At 60.4% G+C, this 21,813-nt stretch carries 16 protein-coding genes; 6 read left to right on the top strand and 10 right to left on the bottom strand.

The annotated features are described in order from the left end of the window. Window positions 1-243: 243 nt before the first annotated feature. The 3 genes from mfd to K7431_RS06605 are packed head-to-tail and all read left to right on the top strand — an operon-like array spanning window position 244 to window position 6,974. Entirely contained in the window at window positions 244-3,693 is a 3,450-nt protein-coding gene (gene mfd, locus K7431_RS06595; RefSeq protein ID WP_012722854.1) for a transcription-repair coupling factor, read from the top strand. 11 nt (window positions 3,694-3,704) lie between these two features. Beyond that, entirely contained in the window at window positions 3,705-4,271 is a 567-nt protein-coding gene (locus tag K7431_RS06600; protein WP_012722853.1) for a CsiV family protein, read from the top strand. A gap of 9 nt (window positions 4,272-4,280) precedes the next feature. Continuing rightward, window positions 4,281-6,974 carry a DEAD/DEAH box helicase gene (locus K7431_RS06605; protein ID WP_012722852.1) on the top strand — a complete coding sequence of 898 codons (2,694 nt, stop codon included), beginning with the start codon at window positions 4,281-4,283 and terminating at the stop codon, window positions 6,972-6,974. Window positions 6,975-7,086: 112 nt separating this feature from the next. On the opposite strand, the gene nagZ is transcribed toward K7431_RS06605, so the two are convergent. Continuing rightward, window positions 7,087-8,097 (bottom strand): beta-N-acetylhexosaminidase, encoded by a 1,011-nt coding sequence (nagZ, locus tag K7431_RS06610; RefSeq protein WP_012722851.1) that lies wholly within the window; start codon window positions 8,095-8,097, stop codon window positions 7,087-7,089. Window positions 8,098-8,233: 136 nt separating this feature from the next. Next, complete coding sequence (locus K7431_RS06615) at window positions 8,234-8,941, bottom strand: TetR/AcrR family transcriptional regulator (protein WP_012722850.1); 708 nt, start codon at window positions 8,939-8,941, stop codon at window positions 8,234-8,236. A gap of 263 nt (window positions 8,942-9,204) precedes the next feature. On the opposite strand from K7431_RS06615, the gene lexA reads away from it, so the two are divergent. Further along, window positions 9,205-9,813, top strand: a complete 609-nt coding sequence (gene lexA, locus K7431_RS06620; RefSeq protein ID WP_003172575.1) for a transcriptional repressor LexA — start codon at window positions 9,205-9,207, stop codon at window positions 9,811-9,813. Window positions 9,814-9,823: 10 nt separating this feature from the next. After that, complete coding sequence (gene sulA / locus K7431_RS06625) at window positions 9,824-10,297, top strand: SOS-induced cell division inhibitor SulA (RefSeq protein ID WP_012722849.1); 474 nt, start codon at window positions 9,824-9,826, stop codon at window positions 10,295-10,297. 317 nt (window positions 10,298-10,614) lie between these two features. On the opposite strand, the gene K7431_RS06630 is transcribed toward sulA, so the two are convergent. The 7 genes from K7431_RS06630 to K7431_RS06660 form a co-directional block, all read right to left on the bottom strand. Continuing rightward, window positions 10,615-10,848 carry a hypothetical protein gene (locus K7431_RS06630; protein ID WP_010212068.1) on the bottom strand — a complete coding sequence of 78 codons (234 nt, stop codon included), beginning with the start codon at window positions 10,846-10,848 and terminating at the stop codon, window positions 10,615-10,617. 118 nt (window positions 10,849-10,966) lie between these two features. Further along, window positions 10,967-11,488 (bottom strand): DUF6586 family protein, encoded by a 522-nt coding sequence (locus K7431_RS06635; RefSeq protein WP_012722847.1) that lies wholly within the window; start codon window positions 11,486-11,488, stop codon window positions 10,967-10,969. Between the two features lie 198 nt (window positions 11,489-11,686). Continuing rightward, window positions 11,687-14,308 (bottom strand): type I DNA topoisomerase, encoded by a 2,622-nt coding sequence (gene topA / locus K7431_RS06640; protein ID WP_012722846.1) that lies wholly within the window; start codon window positions 14,306-14,308, stop codon window positions 11,687-11,689. Between the two features lie 114 nt (window positions 14,309-14,422). Then, window positions 14,423-14,659, bottom strand: coding sequence for a DUF1653 domain-containing protein (locus tag K7431_RS06645; RefSeq protein ID WP_010212074.1), 237 nt, complete (start codon window positions 14,657-14,659; stop codon window positions 14,423-14,425). 97 nt (window positions 14,660-14,756) lie between these two features. Then, window positions 14,757-15,932, bottom strand: coding sequence for an acetyl-CoA C-acyltransferase FadA (gene fadA, locus K7431_RS06650; protein ID WP_012722845.1), 1,176 nt, complete (start codon window positions 15,930-15,932; stop codon window positions 14,757-14,759). A 29-nt stretch (window positions 15,933-15,961) separates the two neighbouring features. Beyond that, on the bottom strand, window positions 15,962-18,109 hold the full coding sequence (fadB, locus tag K7431_RS06655) for a fatty acid oxidation complex subunit alpha FadB (protein WP_012722844.1): 2,148 nt from the start codon (window positions 18,107-18,109) through the stop codon (window positions 15,962-15,964). 481 nt (window positions 18,110-18,590) lie between these two features. Continuing rightward, a complete protein-coding gene (locus K7431_RS06660) occupies window positions 18,591-19,028 on the bottom strand; it encodes a hypothetical protein (RefSeq protein WP_012722843.1) in 438 nt (145 codons plus the stop codon). 105 nt (window positions 19,029-19,133) lie between these two features. On the opposite strand from K7431_RS06660, the gene K7431_RS06665 reads away from it, so the two are divergent. Further along, the gene (locus K7431_RS06665) at window positions 19,134-19,574 is read left to right on the top strand and encodes a universal stress protein (protein WP_012722842.1); all 441 of its coding nucleotides are present in this window, start codon (window positions 19,134-19,136) and stop codon (window positions 19,572-19,574) included. Between the two features lie 183 nt (window positions 19,575-19,757). On the opposite strand, the gene K7431_RS06670 is transcribed toward K7431_RS06665, so the two are convergent. Next, complete coding sequence (locus tag K7431_RS06670; RefSeq protein WP_012722841.1) at window positions 19,758-21,677, bottom strand: ATP-binding cassette domain-containing protein; 1,920 nt, start codon at window positions 21,675-21,677, stop codon at window positions 19,758-19,760. Window positions 21,678-21,813: the final 136 nt, after the last annotated feature.

Genomic DNA, 21,813 nt, shown 5'->3' on the forward strand with positions numbered 1-21,813 from the left:
GCTGCAGCCCAGTAAATACGCGGGTTCCAGAAGGCCACTCATTGGGGACGCAGACCAACTTGTCCGTAACCCTCCTAAACAATCGCGCATTTCGGCACTACATATTGAGTCAAAACACGCCATTGTTTGTCTTAGCCACTACATTTCCTACAAACCGTAATAGGCTCAGTCAGAAACTGACAGGCGGCACCTTGGGCCGTTACAATTACCGACTTTGTCGCAACGCTTGGAGCTCAACCTTCCGTGCCCGTTCTGCGTCTACCGCTTCTCCCTGCCGCGGCAGGTAAACAGCACTGGGGCAACCTGCCCGGTGCCGCCCTGAGCCTGGCCATCGCCGAGGCTGCCAGCGCAGCCAAGCGCTTTACCCTGCTGCTCACCGCCGACAGCCAAAGCGCCGAACGGTTGGAGCAGGAGCTGAGCTTCTTCGCCCCCGATTTGCCGGTGCTGCATTTCCCCGACTGGGAAACCCTGCCCTACGACCTGTTCTCGCCGCACCAGGACATCATTTCCCAGCGCATTGCCAGCCTGTACCGCCTGCCGGAACTGGCCCACGGCGTGCTGGTGGTGCCGATCACCACCGCGTTGCATCGCCTGGCGCCGACCAAGTTCCTGCTGGGCAGCAGCCTGGTCCTGGATATCGGCCAGAAGCTCGACGTCGAGCAGATGCGCACGCGCCTGGAAGCCAGCGGCTACCGCTGCGTCGACACTGTGTACGAACACGGTGAGTTCGCAGTGCGCGGGGCCCTGATCGACCTGTTCCCGATGGGCAGCAAACTGCCGTACCGCATCGACCTGTTCGATGACGAAATCGAGACCCTGCGCACCTTCGATCCAGAAAACCAGCGATCCATCGACAAAGTCGACTCGATCAAGCTGCTGCCTGCGCGGGAATTTCCATTACAGAAAGATGCGGTCACGCGCTTCAAGGCGCGCTTCCGTGAGCGCTTCGACGTCGACTTCCGTCGCTGTCCGATCTTCCAGGACTTGAGCAGTGGGATTACACCGGCCGGTATCGAGTACTACCTGCCGCTGTTCTTCGACGAAACCTCCACCCTGTTCGACTACCTGCCACAGGACACCCAAGTGTTCTCGCTGCCGGGTATCGAGCAAGCAGCGGAAAACTTCTGGAACGACGTGCGTAACCGTTACGAAGAACGCCGCGTCGATCCATCCCGTCCATTATTACCGCCCGCCGAGTTGTTCCTGCCGGTGGAGGACTGCTTTGCCCGTCTTAAAAACTGGCCCCGCGTGGTCGCCAGCCAACAGGATGTGGACGCCGGCAGCGGCCGCGAGCGCTTCCCAGCGGGCACACTGCCGGACCTGGCAATCCAGGCCAAAGCCACGCAACCGCTGGAAGCGCTGTCCAACTTCCTCGGCGACTTCCCTGGCCGCGTGCTGTTTACCGCCGAGTCCGCCGGGCGCCGCGAAGTGCTGCTGGAGCTGCTCGAACGCCTGAAGCTGCGACCGAAAACCGTCGACAGCTGGCCGGACTTCGTCAAGAGCAAAGAACGCTTGGCGATCACCATCGCGCCACTGGATGAAGGCCTGCTGCTGGACGACCCGGCGCTGGCGCTGATCGCCGAGAGCCCGCTGTTCGGGCAGCGCGTGATGCAACGCCGTCGCCGCGAAAAACGCGCCGACGCCAACAACGACGCGGTGATCAAGAACCTCACCGAACTGCGCGAAGGCGCGCCGGTGGTGCATATCGACCACGGCGTCGGACGCTACCTGGGCCTGCAGACCCTGGAGATCGATAACCAGGCCGCCGAATTCCTCACCATGGAATACGCCGAGGGCGCCAAGCTCTACGTGCCGGTGGCCAGCCTGCACCTGATCGCCCGTTACACCGGCAGCGACGATGCCCTGGCACCGTTGCACCGCCTGGGCTCCGAGACTTGGCAGAAAGCCAAGCGCAAAGCCGCCGAACAGGTGCGCGACGTTGCCGCCGAATTGCTCGACATCTATGCACGCCGCGCCGCGCGCGAAGGTTATGCGTTCGCCGACCCGAAAGCCGACTACGCGACCTTCAGCGCCGGTTTCGCCTTCGAAGAAACTCCCGACCAGCAAACCACCATCGAAGCGGTGCGCGCCGACATGCTCGCGCCCAAGCCGATGGACCGCCTGGTATGCGGCGACGTCGGCTTCGGCAAGACCGAAGTGGCGATGCGTGCGGCTTTCATTGCAGTGCATGGCGGCAAGCAAGTGGCGATCCTGGTGCCCACCACCCTGCTCGCCCAGCAGCACTACAACAGCTTCCGCGACCGCTTTGCCGACTGGCCGGTGACCGTGGAAGTGATGAGCCGCTTCAAGTCGGCCAAGGAAGTGAATGCAGCCATCGCCGATTTGGCCGAAGGCAAGATCGACATCGTGATCGGCACGCACAAGCTGCTGTCGGACGATGTGAAGATCAAGAACCTGGGCCTGGTGATCATCGACGAAGAACACCGTTTTGGCGTGCGCCAGAAGGAACAACTCAAGGCCCTGCGCAGCGAGGTCGACATTCTGACCCTCACTGCCACACCGATTCCGCGCACACTGAACATGGCGGTGTCGGGCATGCGCGACCTGTCGATCATCGCCACGCCACCGGCGCGTCGCTTGTCGGTGCGCACCTTCGTGATGGAGCAAAACAAAAGCACGGTGAAAGAAGCGCTGCTGCGAGAACTGCTGCGCGGCGGGCAGGTGTACTACCTGCACAACGACGTGAAGACCATCGAGAAGTGCGCCGCCGACCTCGCCGAACTGGTACCGGAAGCGCGCATTGCCATCGGCCACGGACAGATGCGCGAGCGCGATCTCGAACAGGTGATGAGCGACTTCTACCACAAGCGCTTCAACGTGCTGATCGCCTCGACCATCATCGAGACCGGCATCGACGTGCCGAGCGCCAACACCATCATCATCGAGCGCGCCGACAAGTTTGGCCTGGCGCAGCTGCACCAGTTGCGCGGCCGGGTCGGGCGCAGTCACCACCAGGCGTATGCGTATTTGCTCACGCCACCGCGCCAGCAGATCACTTCCGACGCGGAAAAGCGCCTGGAAGCCATCGCCAACACCCAGGACCTGGGCGCCGGTTTTGTGCTGGCCACCAACGACCTGGAAATCCGTGGTGCCGGCGAACTGCTGGGCGACGGCCAGAGCGGGCAGATCCAGGCGGTCGGTTTCACCCTGTATATGGAAATGCTTGAACGCGCGGTGAAAGCGATCCGCAAGGGCGAGCAACCGAATCTTGATCAACCGCTGGGCGGCGGTCCGGAAATCAACCTGCGCTTGCCGGCGCTGATCCCCGAAGACTACCTGCCGGACGTGCATGCGCGGCTGATCCTGTACAAACGCATCGCCTCGGCCACCGACGAAGAAGGCCTCAAGGACCTGCAAGTGGAGATGATCGACCGCTTCGGCCTGCTGCCGGAACCGACCAAGAACCTGGTGCGCCTGACCCTGCTCAAATTGCAGGCTGAGCAATTGGGGATCAAGAAGGTCGATGCCGGGCCGCAGGGTGGGCGCATCGAGTTCGAAGCGCAGACGCCGGTGGACCCGTTGGTGCTGATCAGGCTGATCCAGGGCCAGCCCAACCGCTACAAGTTCGAAGGGGCTACGCTGTTCAAGTTCATGGTACCGATGGAACGTGCCGAAGAACGCTTTAATACATTGGAGGCGTTGTTCGAACGCCTCATCCCGAAATCTGCTTGAAGGACGCCCCAATGCGCCTGTTCCGCATTTTGAGCCTGTTGTTGGTGGTCGTGGCACCTGCGGCATTCGCCGACAGCCCGTACCAGGTGGAAATGATCCTGGTGCGCCAGAACGCCGAGCCGGTGATCAACAGCCGCGCCGCGCCGGAAAACTGGGATGCCGGGGCCGTGCGCCTGGGCGACAAGCTGAGCCCACCGCGCCTGAGCAACATCGTCGAAAAGCTGCGCGCCGATAACAGCTACACCGTGTTGGCGCACAAGGCCTGGGAACAGAACCTGGGTGAGCAGCCGGTCAACATCGCGATCACCGACGGCCAGGAGCAGTTTGGCCAGTTTCCCATCGAGGGTGTTTTGAGCCTGCAACTGGGTCGCTTCACGGACATCGACGCGGACTTTTGGATCAACACCTTCGACAGTAATGGCAGCGTGACCGCCAGCGAACACCTCGCCCAGAAGGACGTGCGCACCAAGAACAACCAGCTCAACTACCTGGACGGCGGCCACTTGGCGCTGTTGATCAAGATCACCTCGTTGACCGCCAAGCCACCCAGCGCACCACCGCCCGATATCCAGGACTGATCCAGCGCCATGCCCCTGACGTCGTCGCTGACCAAACCCCTGGCCCCTTCATGGGCCAATCGCTTCAAAGAGCAAAGCCTGGAGCGCGGGCGCCGTTATGCCCTGGAGAACCGGGTGCGCATCGTCGAATGCGGCGACAGCACCATCGTCGCCAGTTGCGAAGGCTCGGGCGGCAACGTTTATCGGCAGACCATCTCACTGCGCGAGTCGGCCAAGGGCACGCTGATCCTGGTGGACAGCCGCTGTACCTGCCCGGTGCACACCAACTGCAAACACATCGCGGCGGTGCTGCTCAAAGTCCAGGAAACCCTGGCCTATCCGGCCGCTGCACAGGATGCCGAGCTGCTGGAAAAACTCCAGGCCGTACTGGAAAACCGCGTGGCGTTGCCGCAGGTGGTCATGGAGGATGTAGTGCCCGTGCCGCGCTTGTGGCTGGCCAGTGTCGAGTTCAGTGCCTTTGAACCGCGCAATGGCAAGATGCAGCGCTACATCCAGCACCGTGCGGCGCTGTCATTCAACTACTTGGGCAACTATGTCAGCGGGCAGAAAAACGCCGACATCATCGTGCGCCAGGACACCCAGAGCCTGCGGATCAAGCGGCATCCGGAGCTGGAACAGCCGTACCGCGAACAACTGCGGCTGCTCGGCTTCAAGATCGCCACACGCCAGAGCAAAGCCTTGCCGGAAAGCGCTGGCGAGCTGTTCGAGATGGTCAATGACAGCGCCTGGCTCAACTTCACCCTCAACGCATCACCCACCTTACGGGCCGAGGGCTGGGAGCTGCAGATCGATGAGGACTTCGGCTTCGACCTGAGCACCGTCGATGACTGGTACGCCACCGTCGATGACGGGCCGGAGCGCGATTGGTTCGACTTGGAGCTGGGCATTATCGTCAACGGCGAGCGGCTGAGCCTGCTGCCGATCCTGCTGAACCTGATGCGCTCCCACACCGAGATCCTCAACCCGGAAAAACTCGCACGCCGTCGCGATGAAGAACTGATCCTGGTAAACATTCCCGGCCTGCCCAACGGCGGCCATGGCCCGCTGCAAGTGGCGCTGCCTTACGGCCGGCTGAAACCGGTACTGGCAACCCTCGGCGAGTTCTACTTGCAGGAAGCCGGCACCACCACGCTGCGCCTGGCCAAGGCCGATGCGATTCGCTTGAACCCGCTCGAAGACCTGCCGCTGCAATGGGAAGGTGGCGAGAAGATCCGCAACTTCGCCCAGCGCCTGCGGGATATCAAGGATTTCACCTGCGTAGCGCCGGAAGGGTTGAACGCGACGTTGCGCCCTTACCAGCTGGAAGGCTTGAGCTGGATGCAGTCACTGCGCCAGCTCGATGTTGGCGGAATACTTGCGGATGACATGGGCCTGGGTAAAACCCTGCAAACCTTGGCGCATATTCTCACTGAAAAAATCGCCGGGCGCCTGGATCGGCCCTGCATGGTGGTGATGCCCACCAGCTTGATTCCTAATTGGCTCGATGAGGCGGCGCACTTCACCCCTCAGCTCAAAGTGCTGGCGCTGTATGGCGCAACGCGCAAGAAACACTTTACCCACCTACAGGACTACGACCTGCTGTTGACCACCTACGCGCTGTTGCCCAAGGACATCGAACAGCTCGCGGCGCTGCCCCTGCATGTGCTGATCCTGGATGAAGCGCAGTACATCAAGAACCCTTCCAGCAAAGCGGCCCAGGCGGCGCGCGAGTTGAATGCGCGGCAACGCTTGTGCCTCAGCGGCACGCCACTGGAAAACCACTTGGGTGAGCTGTGGTCGTTGTTTCATTTCCTCCTGCCGGGCTGGCTGGGCGACGTGAAAAGCTTCAACCGCGATTACCGCGTGCCCATCGAAAAGCGCGCCAGCGATGTACGATTGCAGCACCTCAACGGCCGGATAAAACCCTTCCTGCTGCGCCGCACCAAGGAGCAGGTGGCCACGGAGTTGCCGCCCAAGACCGAGATCATCCACTGGGTCGACCTCAATGAGGCCCAGCGCGACGTGTACGAAACCATGCGCCTGGCCATGGACAAGAAGGTGCGTGACGAGATCACCCGCAAGGGTGTGGCACGCAGCCAAATCATCATTCTTGAGGCGCTGCTGAAGCTGCGCCAGGTGTGCTGCGACCTGCGCCTGGTCAACGACGCCACCCTGCCCGCCCGTGGCAGCAGCTCGGGCAAGCTCGACAGTTTGATGACGATGCTCGAGGAGCTGTTTGAAGAAGGCCGGCGGATCCTGCTGTTTTCCCAGTTCACCTCGATGCTGAGCCTGATCGAAGTCGAGCTTAAAAAGCGCGGCGTTGCCTACGCCTTGTTGACCGGCCAGACCCGCGATCGGCGCACGCCGGTGAAGGACTTCCAGAGCGGCAAGCTGCAGATTTTTCTGATCAGCCTGAAGGCCGGCGGTGTAGGCCTGAACCTGACGGAAGCCGACACGGTGATCCACTACGACCCATGGTGGAACCCGGCCACGGAAAACCAGGCCACCGACCGTGCGTATCGCATCGGGCAGGAGAAGCCGGTGTTCGTGTACAAGATGATTGCCAGGGGCACGGTGGAGGAGAAAATCCAACACCTGCAGAAGGAAAAGTCCGATCTGGCAGCGGGCGTGCTGGATGGGCGTACTACCGGAGACTGGCAGCTGGGCAACGAGGATATTGAAGCGCTGTTCGCGCCGTTGCCCCACAAACAGGAAAAGCGCTGACTGTCAGATCGCTATCGCAGGCAAGCCAGCTCCCACAGGTGACCGCGTTTCTTCAAGATAACTGCGGTCGAATGTGGGAGCTGGCTTGCCTGCGATGGGCGCACCGCGGTTTTCAGCCGATCAACTGCGCTTCACGCAGCGCGGTAACTGCCGCCAACCAACGCGGATCCTGCTTGTAGTCCGTCGACGCAATCGCCTGTCCGCGCATGCGTGCGATTCGGGCCGATGGTTTGACCTTCATGCGCTGGGCGGCGGTCAACGCCAACTCGGCAGCCGCACGATCATTGCACACCAGGCCCATGTCGCAACCCGCCGTCAGCGCCGCTTCGATACGGCTGGCGGCGTCGCCCACCACATGGGCCCCCGCCATCGACAAGTCATCACTGAAAATCACCCCATCGAACTGCAACTCGCCGCGCAGGATGTCCTGCAACCAGCGGCGCGAGAAACCTGCAGGTTGGTTATCAACCTGCGGGTAGATGACGTGAGCGGGCATCACCGCCGCCAGTTGCTTGCTCAAGCGTGCGAAAGGCACCAAGTCATTGGCGCGAATCTGCTCCAGGCTGCGTTCGTCATTGGGAATCGCGACGTGGGAATCGGCCTCCGCCCAACCATGGCCCGGGAAGTGTTTACCGGTCGCGGCCATGCCCGCGCTGTTCATCCCACGGATAAAGGCACCGGCGAGCACGGCAGCGCGCTCGGGGTCGCCCTCGAAGGATCGGGTGCCGACCACGGCGCTGCGTTGATAGTCCAGATCGAGGACGGGGGCGAAACTCAGGTCCAGGCCCACGGCCAGCACTTCAGTCGCCATGATCCAGCCGCATTGCTCGGCCAGGTGTTCAGCATTGGGGTTGTCCGCCAGCGCACGCATGGCCGGCAGGCGCACAAAGCCTTGGCGCAGGCGCTGTACGCGACCGCCTTCCTGGTCAACCGCCAGCAACAGGTCCGGGCGCACGGCACGAATCGCCGCGCTCAACTCCCGCACCTGGCGTGGATGCTCGATATTGCGCGCAAAAATGATCAGGCCGCCCACTTCAGGCTGGCGCAACAGGTGGCGATCCTCGGCCGTCAGCCAGGTACCGGCAACGTCGACCATCAAAGAACCTTGCAGGGCAGCAGTCATAAACCTTCCTTATAGAACGCACACAACCCGTTGCTCTCACCAGGCACAGTGAGAACAACGGGTTGCGAGTAAATAGCTGAATTCGGCATGGGCCGCTAGCTTAGCGGATGCAAGCGGCTGCGCACACCCGGGCGGGTCAAACCTTGGCGGGGGCCGGCGCGGATTTGCTGCGTGGGCGCAGCTGGGCGGCGGCCATGTCCGGGTCGCTCACGCCGGTTTCGGCGCGCATGCCGGCGGCAAGGAACGGCACCATCAGGCGCATGACCTGCTCGATAGAGGTATTCACACCGAAATCGGTTTCGGCAATGGCCCGCAACGCCTTGATCCCGGACATGCTGAACGCGGCAGCACCCAACATGAAGTGCACACGCCAGAACAGCTCGATCGGCGGAATACGCGGGGCGGCCTCGTTGACCAGCAACATGTAGCGGCGGAAAACCTTGCCGTACATGTCTTCCAAGTAACGCCGCAGGTGGCCCTGGCTTTGACTGAACGCCAAGCCCAACAGGCGCATGAAGATCGACAGGTCGTTGCCGCTGCGGGGCTGAACCACCAGGGCTTGTTCAACGAGGATTTCCAACAGCTCTTCCAAGGTGGGCTTGTGCTCAGCCTTTGCCTGGCGACGCTCGAGTTCACGGTCAAGACTGGCGCAGAACGGCCCCAGGAAGCGCGAGAACACGGCTTGGATAAGCGCTTTTTTCGAGCCGAAATGGTAATTCACTGCCGCGAGGTTGACGCCAGCCTTGCTGGTAATCAGCCGCAATGAAGTTTCAGCGAATCCTTTTTCCGCGAACAATTGCTCGGCAGCATCGAGAATGCGTTCAACGGTTTCCGACTGGGCCATGGCTACTCCGCCTGACAAACACTTGTTTGAAACATACGTTTCAGGTTGTGTCTTGTCAAGCCTGCGGGTTCGCTTTCCGGCCGGGCAGTCATGTATTTCATCGCTATTTAATCACATCCTTGGCGGTCTGTAGGCAGCGCTATCCCTGCCTTGTAGGACGTGTCCCCGATGACCGTCCAGCGGAGTGGCCAAAAAGGATGATTGCCAAGCGCAGTTCACTGTATATAATCCCAGTCACTGTATAAAAAGACAGAGCGATCAACATGCTAAAACTGACGCCACGCCAAGCTGAGATTCTGGCTTTTATCAAGCGCTGCCTCGATGACAACGGCTACCCGCCGACACGAGCGGAAATTGCGCTGGAACTGGGGTTCAAGTCCCCCAACGCCGCCGAAGAACACCTCAAGGCCCTCGCGCGCAAAGGCGCCATCGAGATGACCCCCGGTGCCTCGCGCGGCATTCGCATCCCTGGCTTCGAAGCCAAAGCCGACGAATCGACCCTGCCGATCATCGGCCGTGTCGCTGCCGGTGCGCCGATCCTGGCGCAGCAGCACGTCGAGGAATCCTGCAACATCAACCCGACCTTCTTCCATCCTCGCGCCGACTACCTGTTGCGGGTCCATGGCATGAGCATGAAGGACGTGGGCATCTTCGACGGTGACCTGCTGGCCGTCCACACTACACGCGAAGCCCGTAATGGCCAGATCGTCGTCGCCCGTATCGGCGACGAAGTCACCGTCAAACGCTTCAAGCGCGAAGGCAGCAAGGTCTGGCTGTTGGCCGAGAACCCTGAGTTCGCCCCGATTGAAGTGAACCTGAAAGATCAGGACCTGGTGATCGAAGGCTTGAGCGTCGGCGTCATTCGCCGCTAAAGGAGGCATCATGCAGCTCGTGCACACCCCACAACACACACAACTGTCGCTGTTCGAGGCCTTCATGGCCCAACCCCTTGCGCCCATCCTCAAGGAAACGATCGAGGCGCCATGGAGCGCCGAGCCTGAGGCGTTCAGTGAATTGTCGTTGCGCGGTGCAGCTGGGAGCTGCCTGAGCCTGTTGGCGCCGATCCTTCGCGAATTGAGCGAAGAGCAGGACGCCCGCTGGCTGACGCTGATCGCCCCGCCCGCCAGCCTGACCCAGGCCTGGCTGCGGGACGCCGGCCTCAACCGCGAACGCATCCTGCTGCTGCAACCGCGCGGCGCGCAAAGCGCCCAGCAGTTGACCTGCGAAGCCTTGCGCCTGGGCCGTAGCCACACCGTGGTGAGCTGGCTGAACCCTCTGAATGCTGCGGCCAAGCAACAGCTGATCAGCGCCGCACGCACGGGCGATGCTCAGAGCTTGAATATTCGATTGGGATAAAAGTACGGACTTTGCGTGTGGTGTGCAGGCTAACTGTGGTTTGCAGGCTTGTTATGGTGACCGGGCTTACTGTGGTTTGCAGGCTTCTTATGGTGAGCGGGCTTGTTGTGGTGAGCGGGCTTGCCCCGCGCTGGGCTGCGAAGCGGCCCCAAAACCAAGCACCGTGGAATATCTGATGTACCGCATTGAATCTATTTAGGGCCGCTTCGCAGCCCAGCGCGGGGCAAGCCCGCTCACCACAACAGCGCAGCTCACAACCACAAGCCCACTCACCACAACAGCCACGCTGGCCAAAACTTGCACGCTCGTCGCAGACCTCAGTGAAGAACGCGTGGCCCGTCTTCTTTCTCCGGCTCGCCTTCTGCAAGGCGACCTGCCATCTGCACACCCACGCTCAACATGGCTTTTGCCACTTCCACGTGCTGGCCCTGCAGGAACACTTTGGCGTCCTCGGAAAAATCCAGAATAACCAGAGAACCTTCGTCCTCAGCCCGGCGCAGCTCGATTCGGCCGTCGGGCAACTCAACAATTTCCAGAAAGGACGTCGGCATAAAAGTCTGTTCTCCACGAAAGGCCGGGATTATATCAGTCATCCGCCCGGCTTCGTTGAGGTTCTGAAGAGGTTTCTTTACGGCTTGATGAACGGCGCCATATGAATCCGACCAACGTTCAGCACTCGTTTAAACCTTCACGAAAGCGCAACGCCATCTTTTTCAGCTCCTGACGCCAGCCTTCCAACTCTTCGCGGCTCAGAGGCTTGGGCTCTTCCTCCTCCAACGCAACCGCCACGATCAGGGGCTGGGTCACATCGCCCTTGGGCACATGGGGAACACGGGGCGGCTGAAACATATCCGCATGGGCCTTAAGCAGACGCGCGACCCAGCTGTCAGGGCTCTGGGCCATTTCCACCAACTCGGCCAGCTCAGGGATCGCCATGCTTTCCAGCACTTCACGATTCATGATCATTTCCGCACGGGGCGAACCGGCCTGGGGCAAGCGGTAGAACCCGGCGATCTCATGACACAAGCCCAGTAACGCACCATACAGGTGGAACAACGCGGCTTCACGCCCAGCCTGAACCAGCGCAATCGCGTTCATCTCCTTCCCTTCCTCGGCACGGCCAAGGGCTTCCAGGGACAAACCCGCGAAGTAAATTTTCTGGTTGGTACGGGTATAGAGTTCGTTGGCCATGACGGCAATCTCCACAACGAATAAGCGTGATGCTCGCTGAACAGTGTCACGGATCAGCCGAACCTACTGCAAGTGCAATAAACCGCTGCTTAGGCGGGTCAAAACTCGACGTTCAGAACCAAAAAGATCCAATGTGGGAGGGGCGGCGACGATTCGACTTGCCCCTTCCCACATTGGATCTTCAGCGCATCCGACGGATCAAGCGCCCTGACGCTTGTCCTCGACCTTCCACTTACCACCGTCGTAGAACGCTTTCCAGCCGGTAGGCTTGCCGTCCACTTCGGACTGCACGTATTGCTCCTTGGTCTTGCGGCTGTAGCGGATCACGGCCGGACGACCGTCGGGATCCTTCTTCGGCGCTTCACACAGGAAGTGGTACTTCGGATCGATCTCATCCTTGTGCGGCACGATCTCCAGCACCAACGGTGCACGGGTCTCGCGGTTTTTCGGGAACTGGCTGGCCGCCAGGAACAGGCCGGAAGCGCCGTCACGCAGGATGTAGGTGTCGTTGACCTTCTCGCACTTGAGTTCGGGCATCTTCACCGGGTCCATCTTAGGCGGCGCCGCGTCACCGCTTTTCAGCAGTTTGCGGGTGTTCTTGCACGTCGGGTTGGTGCAACCGAAGAACTTGCCGAAACGACCGGTCTTGAGCTGCATCTCGCTGCCGCACTTGTCGCATTCCAGGCTCGGACCTTCATAGCCCTTGATGCGGTAGGTGCCTTCTTCGATCTCGTAGCCGTTGCAATCCGGGTTGTTACCGCAGATGTGCAGCTTGTGCTTCTCGTCCAGCAGGTAAGCGTCCATCGCCGTGCTGCAGATCGGGCAACGGTGCTTGCCACGCAGTACCAGCGACTCGGATTCACCCTCATCGTCAGCCGCGATTTCATCGCCCGGCACCAGGTTGACGGTGGCCTTGCAGCGCTCTTTCGGCGGCAGGCTGTAGCCCGAGCAACCGAGGAAAACGCCGGTGGACGCCGTACGAATCTGCATCGGGCGGCCGCAGGTCAGGCACGGGATGTCGGTCATCACCGGCTGGTTGGCACGCATGCCGCTCTCAGGGCTTTCGGCCACTTCGAGCTTCTTCTTGAAGTCGCCGTAGAACTCGTCCAGCACGTTTTTCCAGTCGCGCTCGCCCTGGGCGACGTCATCGAGGTTCTCTTCCATACCGGCGGTAAAGCCGTAGTCCATCAGGTTGGAGAAGCTCTCGGACAGGCGCTCGGTGACGATGTCGCCCATCTTTTCCGAATAGAAACGACGGTTGTGCAACGCCACGTAGCCGCGATCCTGGATGGTGGAGATGATCGCCGCGTAGGTCGAAGGACGACCGATACCGCGTTTTTCCATCTCTTTTACCAGGCTGGCTTCCGAGTAACGCGCCGGTGGCTTGGTGAAGTGCTGGGACGGGTCGAGCTTGATCAGCTTCAACGTGTCGCCCTGGGCCATGTCCGGCAGCACATCGTCATCGCCTGGCTTGGCGATTTGCGGCATCACGCGGGTGTAACCGTCGAACTTGAGGATACGGCCCTTGGCACGCAGCTCGAAGTCCCCAGCCCCCACACTGACCGTGGTGGACAGGTATTGCGCCGGCAGCATCTGGCAGGCCAGGAACTGGCGCCAGATCAGCTCGTAGAGGCGCTCGGCGTCGCGCTCCATGCCACTGAGCTTGCTTGGCTCGGTGTTGGCGTCCGAAGGACGAATCGCTTCGTGAGCCTCCTGTGCGCCTTCCTTGCTGCTGTAGACGTTCGGCTTCTCCGGCAGGTATTTCTTGCCGAACTCGCTTTCAATGTAAGTACGCGCCATCGCGACCGCGTCCACCGAAAGGTTGGTGGAGTCGGTACGCATATAGGTGATGTAGCCGGCTTCGTACAGACGCTGGGCCATCATCATGGTTTTCTTTACCCCGAAGCCCAGGCGGTTACTCGCGGCCTGTTGCAGGGTGGAGGTGATGAACGGTGCCGATGGCTTGCTGCTGGTGGGTTTGTCTTCACGCTTGACGATGCTGTAGCTGGACGCCTTGAGCTTTTCCAGCGCAGCCATGGCCTGGGCTTCGTTCAGCGGCTTGAAGGCCTCACCTTTCTCGCGGGCCACTTCAAAGCGCACATTGGCGCCCTTGGCGGTGCCGAGGTCGGCGTGGACTTCCCAATACTCTTCGGGGTTGAACGCACGGATCTCGCGCTCACGCTCCACCACCAGCTTTACCGCGACCGATTGCACACGGCCGGCGGACAGGCCACGGGCGATCTTGGCCCACAACAGTGGCGAGACCATGTAACCCACGACGCGGTCGAGGAAACGACGCGCTTGCTGGGCGTTGACACGGTCGATGTCCAGTTCGCCCGGCTTGGAGAAGGCTTCCTGGATGGCTTTCTTGGTGATTTCGTTGAACACCACACGCTTGTAGCGGCTGTCGTCGCCGCCAATGGCTTCCCGCAGGTGCCAGGCAATGGCTTCCCCTTCGCGGTCCAAGTCCGTTGCGAGATAGATGGTGTCGGCATCTTTGGCGAGCCGGCGCAGCTCTTCGATGACCTTTTCCTTGCCCGGAAGGATTTCGTACTTGGCCTTCCAGCCATGATCCGGGTCCACACCCATGCGTGAGACCAGCTGCTTGCGCGCTTTCTCTTTAGGCGTGAGTACCGGACCTTCGCCCGCGGCGGCCTTGCCGCGCTTGGCGGCAGGCTCCTTGCTGGCGCTAGCCGAACCGCTGGTGGGCAGGTCTCGGATATGGCCGATACTCGACTTCACCACGTACTCGTTGCCCAAGTACTTGTTGATGGTCTTGGCCTTAGCCGGGGATTCCACAATGACCAGCGATTTGCCCATGGATCGGAAAATTCCTGAATTCGAGAAGTGAAAGGCAGTTGGCGCCTGACGCGGCAACGCTATATATAGTGGCAACAAGGTGAGGTCAAGCGCAGTATTCTGCGCGGCCTGCCGTTATTGCCCTGAAAAAAGACTGGGTTCGGCCTGCACCAAAGCAAAGCGTGGGACCTGTTCGCCGTCAACTTCGACGGTCTCCAGGAACATGCTCAATGGGCGCACCCAAAAGCCGTAATCGCCATACAGTGCTTGGTAGAACACCACTTCTTCTTCGGTCTCGGAGTGCCGCGCCACACTGAAAACGCGGTACTGCGGACCTTTATAATGCTGGTAGAGCCCTGGTTCGACTTTCATGCTCTGGCCCTCTTACAAAATTTGTTAAAAAAAAAATACAAAACCGCCAAAAAACAAAAACCGGGGCACTGGGCCCCGGCTTCCGTCAACCCAACGCTTAGATGCGTTCGAAGACGGTGGAAATGCCTTGGCCGAGACCAATGCACATGGTGGCTACCCCGAGGTTGCCGCCATTTTGCTTCATCACGTTAAGCAAAGTGCCGGAGATACGCGCACCGGAGCAACCAAATGGGTGGCCCAGGGCAATCGCGCCGCCGTGCAGGTTAACCTTCTCATTCATCTTGTCGAGCACTTTCAAATCTTTCAGCACGGGCAGGGCCTGTGCGGCGAAAGCTTCATTGAGCTCGAAGAAGTCGATATCCGAGATGGTCAGGCCTGCGCGCTTCAAGGCTTTTTGTGTGGCCGGTACTGGACCATAGCCCATGATCGCCGGGTCCACACCCGCCACTGCCATCGAACGGATCACGGCCAGCGGCTGGATACCCAGGTCCTGGGCACGCTGCGCCGACATCACGATCATGCACGAGGCACCGTCGGTGATTTGCGACGAAGTACCGGCGGTCACGGTGCCGCCCTTTGGATTGAACGCCGGCTTCAGAGCCGCCAGGCTTTCCAGGGTGGTATCCGGACGAATGGTTTCGTCGTAATCGAACAGTTTGAGGAAACCGTTCTCGTCATAACCGTTCATCGGGATGATTTCATCCTTGAACTTGCCTTCCACGGTCGCCTTGTGGGCGAGCTGGTGCGAGCGCAGGCCGAACGCATCCTGGGCTTCACGGGTAATGCCGTGCATTTTGCCGAGCATTTCCGCGGTCAGGCCCATCATGCCCGAGGCTTTTGCCGCGTACAGCGACATGTGCGGGTTAGGATCGACGCCGTGCATCATGCTGACGTGGCCCATGTGCTCCACACCGCCGACCACGAACACATCACCGTTGCCGGTCATGATTGCCTGGGCGGCAGTGTGCAGCGCGCTCATCGACGAACCGCACAGGCGGCTCACGGTCTGGCCGGCGGCGGTGTGCGGGATCTGAGTCATCAGCGACGCCATGCGCGCGATGTTCCAGCCCTGCTCCAGGGTCTGGTTGACGCAGCCCCAGATCACGTCTTCGACTTCGTTCGGGTCGACCTTGACGTTGCGCTCCAGCAACTTGCTGATCAGGTGTGCCGACATGTCTTCGGCACGGGTGTTGCGGTGCATGCCGCCCTTGGAGCGGCCCATCGGTGTGCGACCGAAGTCGACAATCACCACGTCTCTTGGATTCAAGCTCATAAATATTCTCGCTCTAGTCGTCTGGGCGCTTAACCGAAGAAGCTCTGGCCATTCTTGGCCATTTCACGCAGCTTCGCGGTCGGGTGGTACAGCGGGCCCAAATCAGCGTATTTGTCAGCCAGGGCAACGAACTCAGCCACACCGATCGAATCGATGTAACGCAGCGCACCACCACGGAATGGAGGGAAACCAATACCGTACACCAGGCCCATATCGGCTTCGGCGGCGGTCTCGACGATGCCGTCTTCCAGGCAACGCACGGTTTCCAGGCACAGGGCGATCATCATCCAGTTGATGATGTCTTCGTCGGACACCTCACGCTGTTCGTAGATGACCGGAGCCAGCACTTCGTGCACCGACGGGTCGGCCACTTTCTTCTGCTTGCCCTTCTTGTCGGCCTCATAGGCGTAGAAACCCTTGCCGTTCTTCTGGCCCAGGCGCTTGGCCTCGTACAGCGCGTCGATCGCCGAACGGCGGTCGTCTTTCATGCGGTCCGGGAAGCCTTCAGCCATCACGTCGCGGCCATGGTGGCCGGTGTCGATGCCGACCACGTCCATCAGGTACGCCGGGCCCATCGGCCAGCCGAATTTTTCCATGACCTTGTCGATGCGCACGAAGTCCACACCGGCGCTGACCAGCTTGGCGAAGCCGCCGAAGTACGGGAACAGCACGCGGTTGACCAGGAAGCCCGGGCAGTCATTGACCACGATCGGGTTCTTGCCCATTTTCTTGGCGTAGGCAACGGTGGTGGCCACGGCCAGCTCGCTGGACTTCTCGCCACGGATCACTTCGACCAGCGGCATCATGTGCACCGGGTTGAAGAAGTGCATACCGACGAAGTTTTCCGGACGCTTGAGGGCCTTGGCCAGCAGCGAGATGGAAATGGTCGAGGTGTTGGAGGCCAGGATAGTGTCGTCTTTGACCTGGGCTTCGACTTCGGCCAGCACGGCCTGCTTGACCTTCGGGTTCTCGACTACGGCTTCGACCACCAGGTCGACATGCCCGAAATCACCGTAGGACAGCGTAGGACGAATGCCGTTAAGCACTTCAGCCATCTTCGCTGCGGTCATGCGACCTTTATCCACACGACCCACCAGCAGCTTGGCGGCTTCTGCCAGGCCTTGCTCGATACCGTGCTCGTTGATGTCTTTCATCAGGATCGGCGTGCCCTTGGACGCCGACTGATAGGCGATACCGCCGCCCATGATACCGGCGCCGAGTACGGCAGCCTGTTTCACGTCGCGGGCGATCTCGTCGTAGGCCTTGGCCTTTTTCTTCAGCTCCTGATCGTTCAGGAACAGGCCGATCAAGCTCTGGGCCGCCGAGGTTTTCGCCAGTTTGACGAAACCTGCCGCTTCCACTTCCAGGGCTTTGTCGCGACCGAAGTTCGCGGCTTTCTGGATGGTCTTGATCGCTTCAACCGGCGCCGGGTAGTTCGGCCCGGCCTGGCCAGCCACGAAACCCTTGGCGGTTTCGAACGACATCATTTGTTCGATGGCGTTGAGCTTGAGTTTTTCCAGCTTCGGCTGACGCTTGGCCTTGTAGTCAAATTCGCCGCTGATGGCGCCTTTGATCAGGTTCAGTGCGGCTTCGGCGAGTTTGTCCGGGGCAACCACAGCATCGACGGCACCGACTTTCAGCGCGTCTTCGGCACGGTTTTCCTTGCCGGCGGCGATCCACTCGATGGCGTTGTCGGCACCGATCAGGCGCGGCAGGCGCACGGTGCCGCCAAACCCTGGGTAGATGCCCAACTTGACTTCAGGCAGGCCGATCTTGGCCGTGGCCGACATGACGCGGAAGTCTGCCGCCAGGCACATTTCCAGGCCGCCGCCCAACGCGATGCCGTTGATCGCGGCGACGGTCGGTACGTTGAGGTCTTCGAAATCGCTGAAAATCTTGTTGGCTTCGAGGTTGCCAGCCACCAGCTCGGCATCGGGCAGCTTGAAGTTGTCGACGAATTCGGTGATGTCAGCGCCGACGATGAACACGTCCTTGCCGCTGGAGACGATCACGCCTTTGATCGATGCATCAGCCTTGATGGTGTCTACGGCCTGACGCAGTTCGTTCAGGGTTAGACGGTTGAACTTGTTGACGGACTCACCCTTGAGGTCGAATTTCAGTTCGACGATGCCACTTTCAAGAGCCTTAACCGTGATGGCTTTACCTTCGTAAATCATCAACTGATCTCCACGATATGGAAGCTGAACAGTACACATTGGACGCTGGCCTCTGGTTGGACACTGACAGTTGCGTCAATGCTCATGCCAATCCGCCAGGCACACCCGCCAATGCGATAGTCGGGATTCTGTATGAGTCGTCTGACAGACAAACGCTCAATTCATACGCCCGTTTGATTTGGGTACGCCACCTTCATCCAATTCCGGGCAATTGTCAATCGCTCGAAAGGCTAGGAAAAACGCGACTTTCCAGTCATTTCAGAACCCCAACGGCAAGCACTCGCCCCGTCAATATTCAAATATTCACGAAATCAATAACAGAAAATATGAGTAAAAAGGCTGTACAGAACGGGATCTGCCGCTAGGCTAGCGACAACCGTAACGCGCCTGGATGAACATCCGACGCGGGAACCCTCGATTTACCGGCCTGCCTGGCCAACTCCAGCCCGATGATGATGTCGGGCTTTTTATTGCGTGGCCGTTAAGCGAGCGCCTTGAGCAACGCATCGATATCGTTCAACACACTGGCCTCGCCCTTCTCGCCCCAATACAAGGCGATCATTTGCTTGTCAGCCTCGACTTTGTAGACGTTGGCCGGCAGCGTTGCAAAATGCGGCAACAACTTCTCATCGACGCACACTTCGCGCCACTGATTGACCCACACCCCCGGCTCCAACTGCCAGTAACTCCAGATCGCCGGGGTGCTGCCACGCCGTGGCCGGCAGTACTGCGCGCACGGGCTCGGCGGCTCCTGCTTGAGCCAGTGCGGCCACTCCTGAGGGGCCAGCTGCATGGCCAGGCCGATGCGGCGCGCTTCCATACGCAGGGCCATGCGCCCGCTCTGATGGCGCGACGGGCGCAGCCATGCCAGAGGGCTCAGAACCACCACAAGGATTGACACCACTATCCAGACCGTCATATGTGTACTCCCGAATTTCTAGATGAGCGGATTTGACCTGACGCAACCCGATCCGCTTGAAAGCAGCCATACTGAACTTATTGCAGTCCCCTGGAGGAACGCCTCATGCCCTACCAACATATTCTGGTCGCTGTCGATCTGACCGAAGAGTGCGATCCAGTGATCAAGCGCGCGCAGGAATCTGCAATCGCCAATGGCGCCAAACTGTCGCTGGTGCATATCGTCGAGCCCATGGCCATGGCCTTTGGTGGCGACGTGCCGATGGACCTTTCCCAGTTGCAGCAACAACAATTCGACCAGGCCAAAGAGCGCCTCGACCGTTTGATTCTGAAATACCCGCATCTGCAAAAAGAAGACTGCCACCTCACGTACGGCCAACCGCGCCAGGAAATCCACCATTTGGCCAAGGAAAAGGCTTGCGACCTGATCGTGGTCGGCAGCCATGGCCGACACGGCTTGGCGCTGCTACTGGGCTCTACCGCCAATGATGTATTGCACGGTGCGCCGTGCGATGTGCTGGCGGTGAAGCTGGTCAAATCCTCGTAAGCCCCTTGAAGATCAAATGTGGGAGGGGGCTTGCTCCCGATAGCGGTGCTTCAGTCACCCGCTGCATCAGCTGACAAACTGCTAGCGGGAGCAAGCCCCCTCCCACATTTTGGACTGCATTTCATATGAAAAACCCGGTGCTCATGCCAATGAACACCGGGTTTTTTAATGCACTGCAATCAATCAGGCATCCAGCTCGGCCCAACGCTCAACCAACACTTCCAGCTCGTGGTTCAACGTCTCCAGGGAGGCAATCACCTTGGCAGTTTCGGCCGCCGGGCGCAGGTAGAAACCTGCGTCAGCCATTTCCGCTTCGACCGCAGCGATCTGCTGTTCCTTGGCGTCGATATCGCCCGGCAAGGCCTCCAGCTCACGCTGCAGCTTGTAGCTGAGTTTCTTCTTGGCCGCTGGTGCAGCTTCCTGGGCCGGCGCAGCAGCTTCCACGGGGGCAACCACAGCGGAGGTCAGGTCGGCCTTGCCGGACTTGCTCTCAGTCACGCCCAGCAAACGCGGCGAGCCGCCCTGGCGCAGCCAGTCCTGATAGCCACCGACGTATTCACGCACCTTGCCTTCACCTTCGAAGACCAGGGTGCTGGTGACCACGTTGTCGAGGAATGCCCGGTCGTGACTGACCATCAGCACGGTGCCGTTGAAGGTCAGCAGCACTTCTTCCAACAGTTCGAGGGTTTCCACATCGAGGTCGTTGGTCGGTTCGTCGAGTACCAGCAGGTTGGCCGGCTTGCTGAACAGCTTGGCCAGCAGCAGGCGCGCACGCTCACCACCGGACAAGGCTTTAACCGGCGTACGCGCACGTTGAGGGCTGAACAGGAAGTCGCCCAGGTAGCTGAGCACGTGGCGGCTCTGGCCGTCGATGTCGATAAAGTCGCGGCCTTCGGCGACGTTGTCGATCACGGTTTTCTCCAGGTCCAACTGGTGGCGCAGCTGGTCGAAGTAAGCCACGTCGATGCGCGTGCCCTCTTCCACGGTGCCGCTGGTCGGCTGCAGACCATTGAGCATCAGCTTGAGCAAGGTGGTCTTGCCGGTACCGTTGGCGCCGAGCAGACCGATCCGGTCGCCGCGCGCCAAGACCATCGAGAAGTCCTTGATCAGGAACGGGCCGCCCGGGTGCGCGAAGCTCACGTTCTCGAGGACCATCACCTGCTTGCCCGACTTGTCGGCGGTGTCCAGTTGGATGTTGGCCTTGCCGGTGCGCTCACGACGCTCGCTGCGCTCAACGCGCAGGGCTTTCAGTGCACGTACACGGCCTTCGTTACGGGTGCGGCGCGCCTTGATGCCTTGGCGGATCCAGACTTCTTCCTGAGCCAGTTTCTTGTCGAACAACGCGTTGGCGGTCTCTTCAGCGGACAGCGCGGCCTCTTTATGCACCAGGAAGCTGGCGTAGTCGCCGTTCCAGTCGATCAGGCCGCCGCGGTCCAGTTCGAGGATGCGCGTGGCCAAGCTCTGCAGGAAGGCACGGTCGTGCGTGATAAACAGCACGGCGCCCTGGAAATCCTTGATGGCTTCTTCCAGCCAGGCGATGGCGCCGATGTCCAAGTGGTTGGTGGGTTCGTCGAGCAACAGCAGGTCGGGCTCGGAGACCAGGGCCTGGGCCAGCAGAACACGACGACGCCAGCCGCCGGACAATTCGGCGAGGGTCTTGTCGGCCGGCAGTTGCAGGCGGCTCAAGGTGCTGTCGACCAGTTGCTGCAGGCGCCAGCCGTCACGGGCTTCGAGGTCTTGCTGGACGTGCATCAGCTTGTCCAGGTCTTCTTCGGTGACACAGTTCTGCGCCAGGTGATGGTATTGCGCGAGCAACTCGCCCACGCCATCCAGGCCTTCGGCAACCACGTCGAACACAGTCCGTCCGTCGGCCACCGGCAATTCTTGCGGCAATTCGCCAATCTTGAGGCCCGGAGCGCGCCATACGGAGCCTTCATCGGGCTTCTGGTCGCCCTTGACCAGCTTCATCATGCTGGACTTGCCGGTGCCATTGCGGCCGATGATGCACACCCGCTCACCACGGGCGATCTGCCAGGACACCTTGTCCAACAACGGCATAGCGCCGAAAGCAAGGGACACATCGCTGAATTTGAGCAGGGTCATACGCTTCTCCAAAAACTGGGCGCGCATTCTACCTGAGTTGACGGTGGGATGCGGCCGGCATTTTCGCTGCCGACACGTTCTGTAGGACATTTCCAACGAACTTGAACGAACCGCCCGGCAAAGCTTTCAACGGCTG

The organism is Pseudomonas fluorescens group sp., from assembly GCF_020093335.1.
GTDB lineage: Bacteria > Pseudomonadota > Gammaproteobacteria > Pseudomonadales > Pseudomonadaceae > Aquipseudomonas > Aquipseudomonas petroselini.

Excerpts from the sequence above, each read along its gene's own strand:
- nagZ (WP_012722851.1), bottom strand. The coding sequence starts at position 8,097 with ATGACTGCTGCCCTGCAAGGTTCTTTGATGGTCGACGTTGCCGGTACC.
- topA (WP_012722846.1), bottom strand. The coding sequence starts at position 14,308 with ATGGGCAAATCGCTGGTCATTGTGGAATCCCCGGCTAAGGCCAAGACC.
- K7431_RS06645 (WP_010212074.1), bottom strand. The coding sequence starts at position 14,659 with ATGAAAGTCGAACCAGGGCTCTACCAGCATTATAAAGGTCCGCAGTAC.
- fadA (WP_012722845.1), bottom strand. The coding sequence starts at position 15,932 with ATGAGCTTGAATCCAAGAGACGTGGTGATTGTCGACTTCGGTCGCACA.
- K7431_RS06600 (WP_012722853.1), top strand. The coding sequence starts at position 3,705 with ATGCGCCTGTTCCGCATTTTGAGCCTGTTGTTGGTGGTCGTGGCACCT.
- K7431_RS06660 (WP_012722843.1), bottom strand. The coding sequence starts at position 19,028 with ATGACGGTCTGGATAGTGGTGTCAATCCTTGTGGTGGTTCTGAGCCCT.
- lexA (WP_003172575.1), top strand. The coding sequence starts at position 9,205 with ATGCTAAAACTGACGCCACGCCAAGCTGAGATTCTGGCTTTTATCAAG.
- K7431_RS06665 (WP_012722842.1), top strand. The coding sequence starts at position 19,134 with ATGCCCTACCAACATATTCTGGTCGCTGTCGATCTGACCGAAGAGTGC.
- fadB (WP_012722844.1), bottom strand. The coding sequence starts at position 18,109 with ATGATTTACGAAGGTAAAGCCATCACGGTTAAGGCTCTTGAAAGTGGC.
- sulA (WP_012722849.1), top strand. The coding sequence starts at position 9,824 with ATGCAGCTCGTGCACACCCCACAACACACACAACTGTCGCTGTTCGAG.
- K7431_RS06605 (WP_012722852.1), top strand. The coding sequence starts at position 4,281 with ATGCCCCTGACGTCGTCGCTGACCAAACCCCTGGCCCCTTCATGGGCC.
- K7431_RS06670 (WP_012722841.1), bottom strand. The coding sequence starts at position 21,677 with ATGACCCTGCTCAAATTCAGCGATGTGTCCCTTGCTTTCGGCGCTATG.
- K7431_RS06630 (WP_010212068.1), bottom strand. The coding sequence starts at position 10,848 with ATGCCGACGTCCTTTCTGGAAATTGTTGAGTTGCCCGACGGCCGAATC.
- K7431_RS06635 (WP_012722847.1), bottom strand. The coding sequence starts at position 11,488 with ATGGCCAACGAACTCTATACCCGTACCAACCAGAAAATTTACTTCGCG.
- K7431_RS06615 (WP_012722850.1), bottom strand. The coding sequence starts at position 8,941 with ATGGCCCAGTCGGAAACCGTTGAACGCATTCTCGATGCTGCCGAGCAA.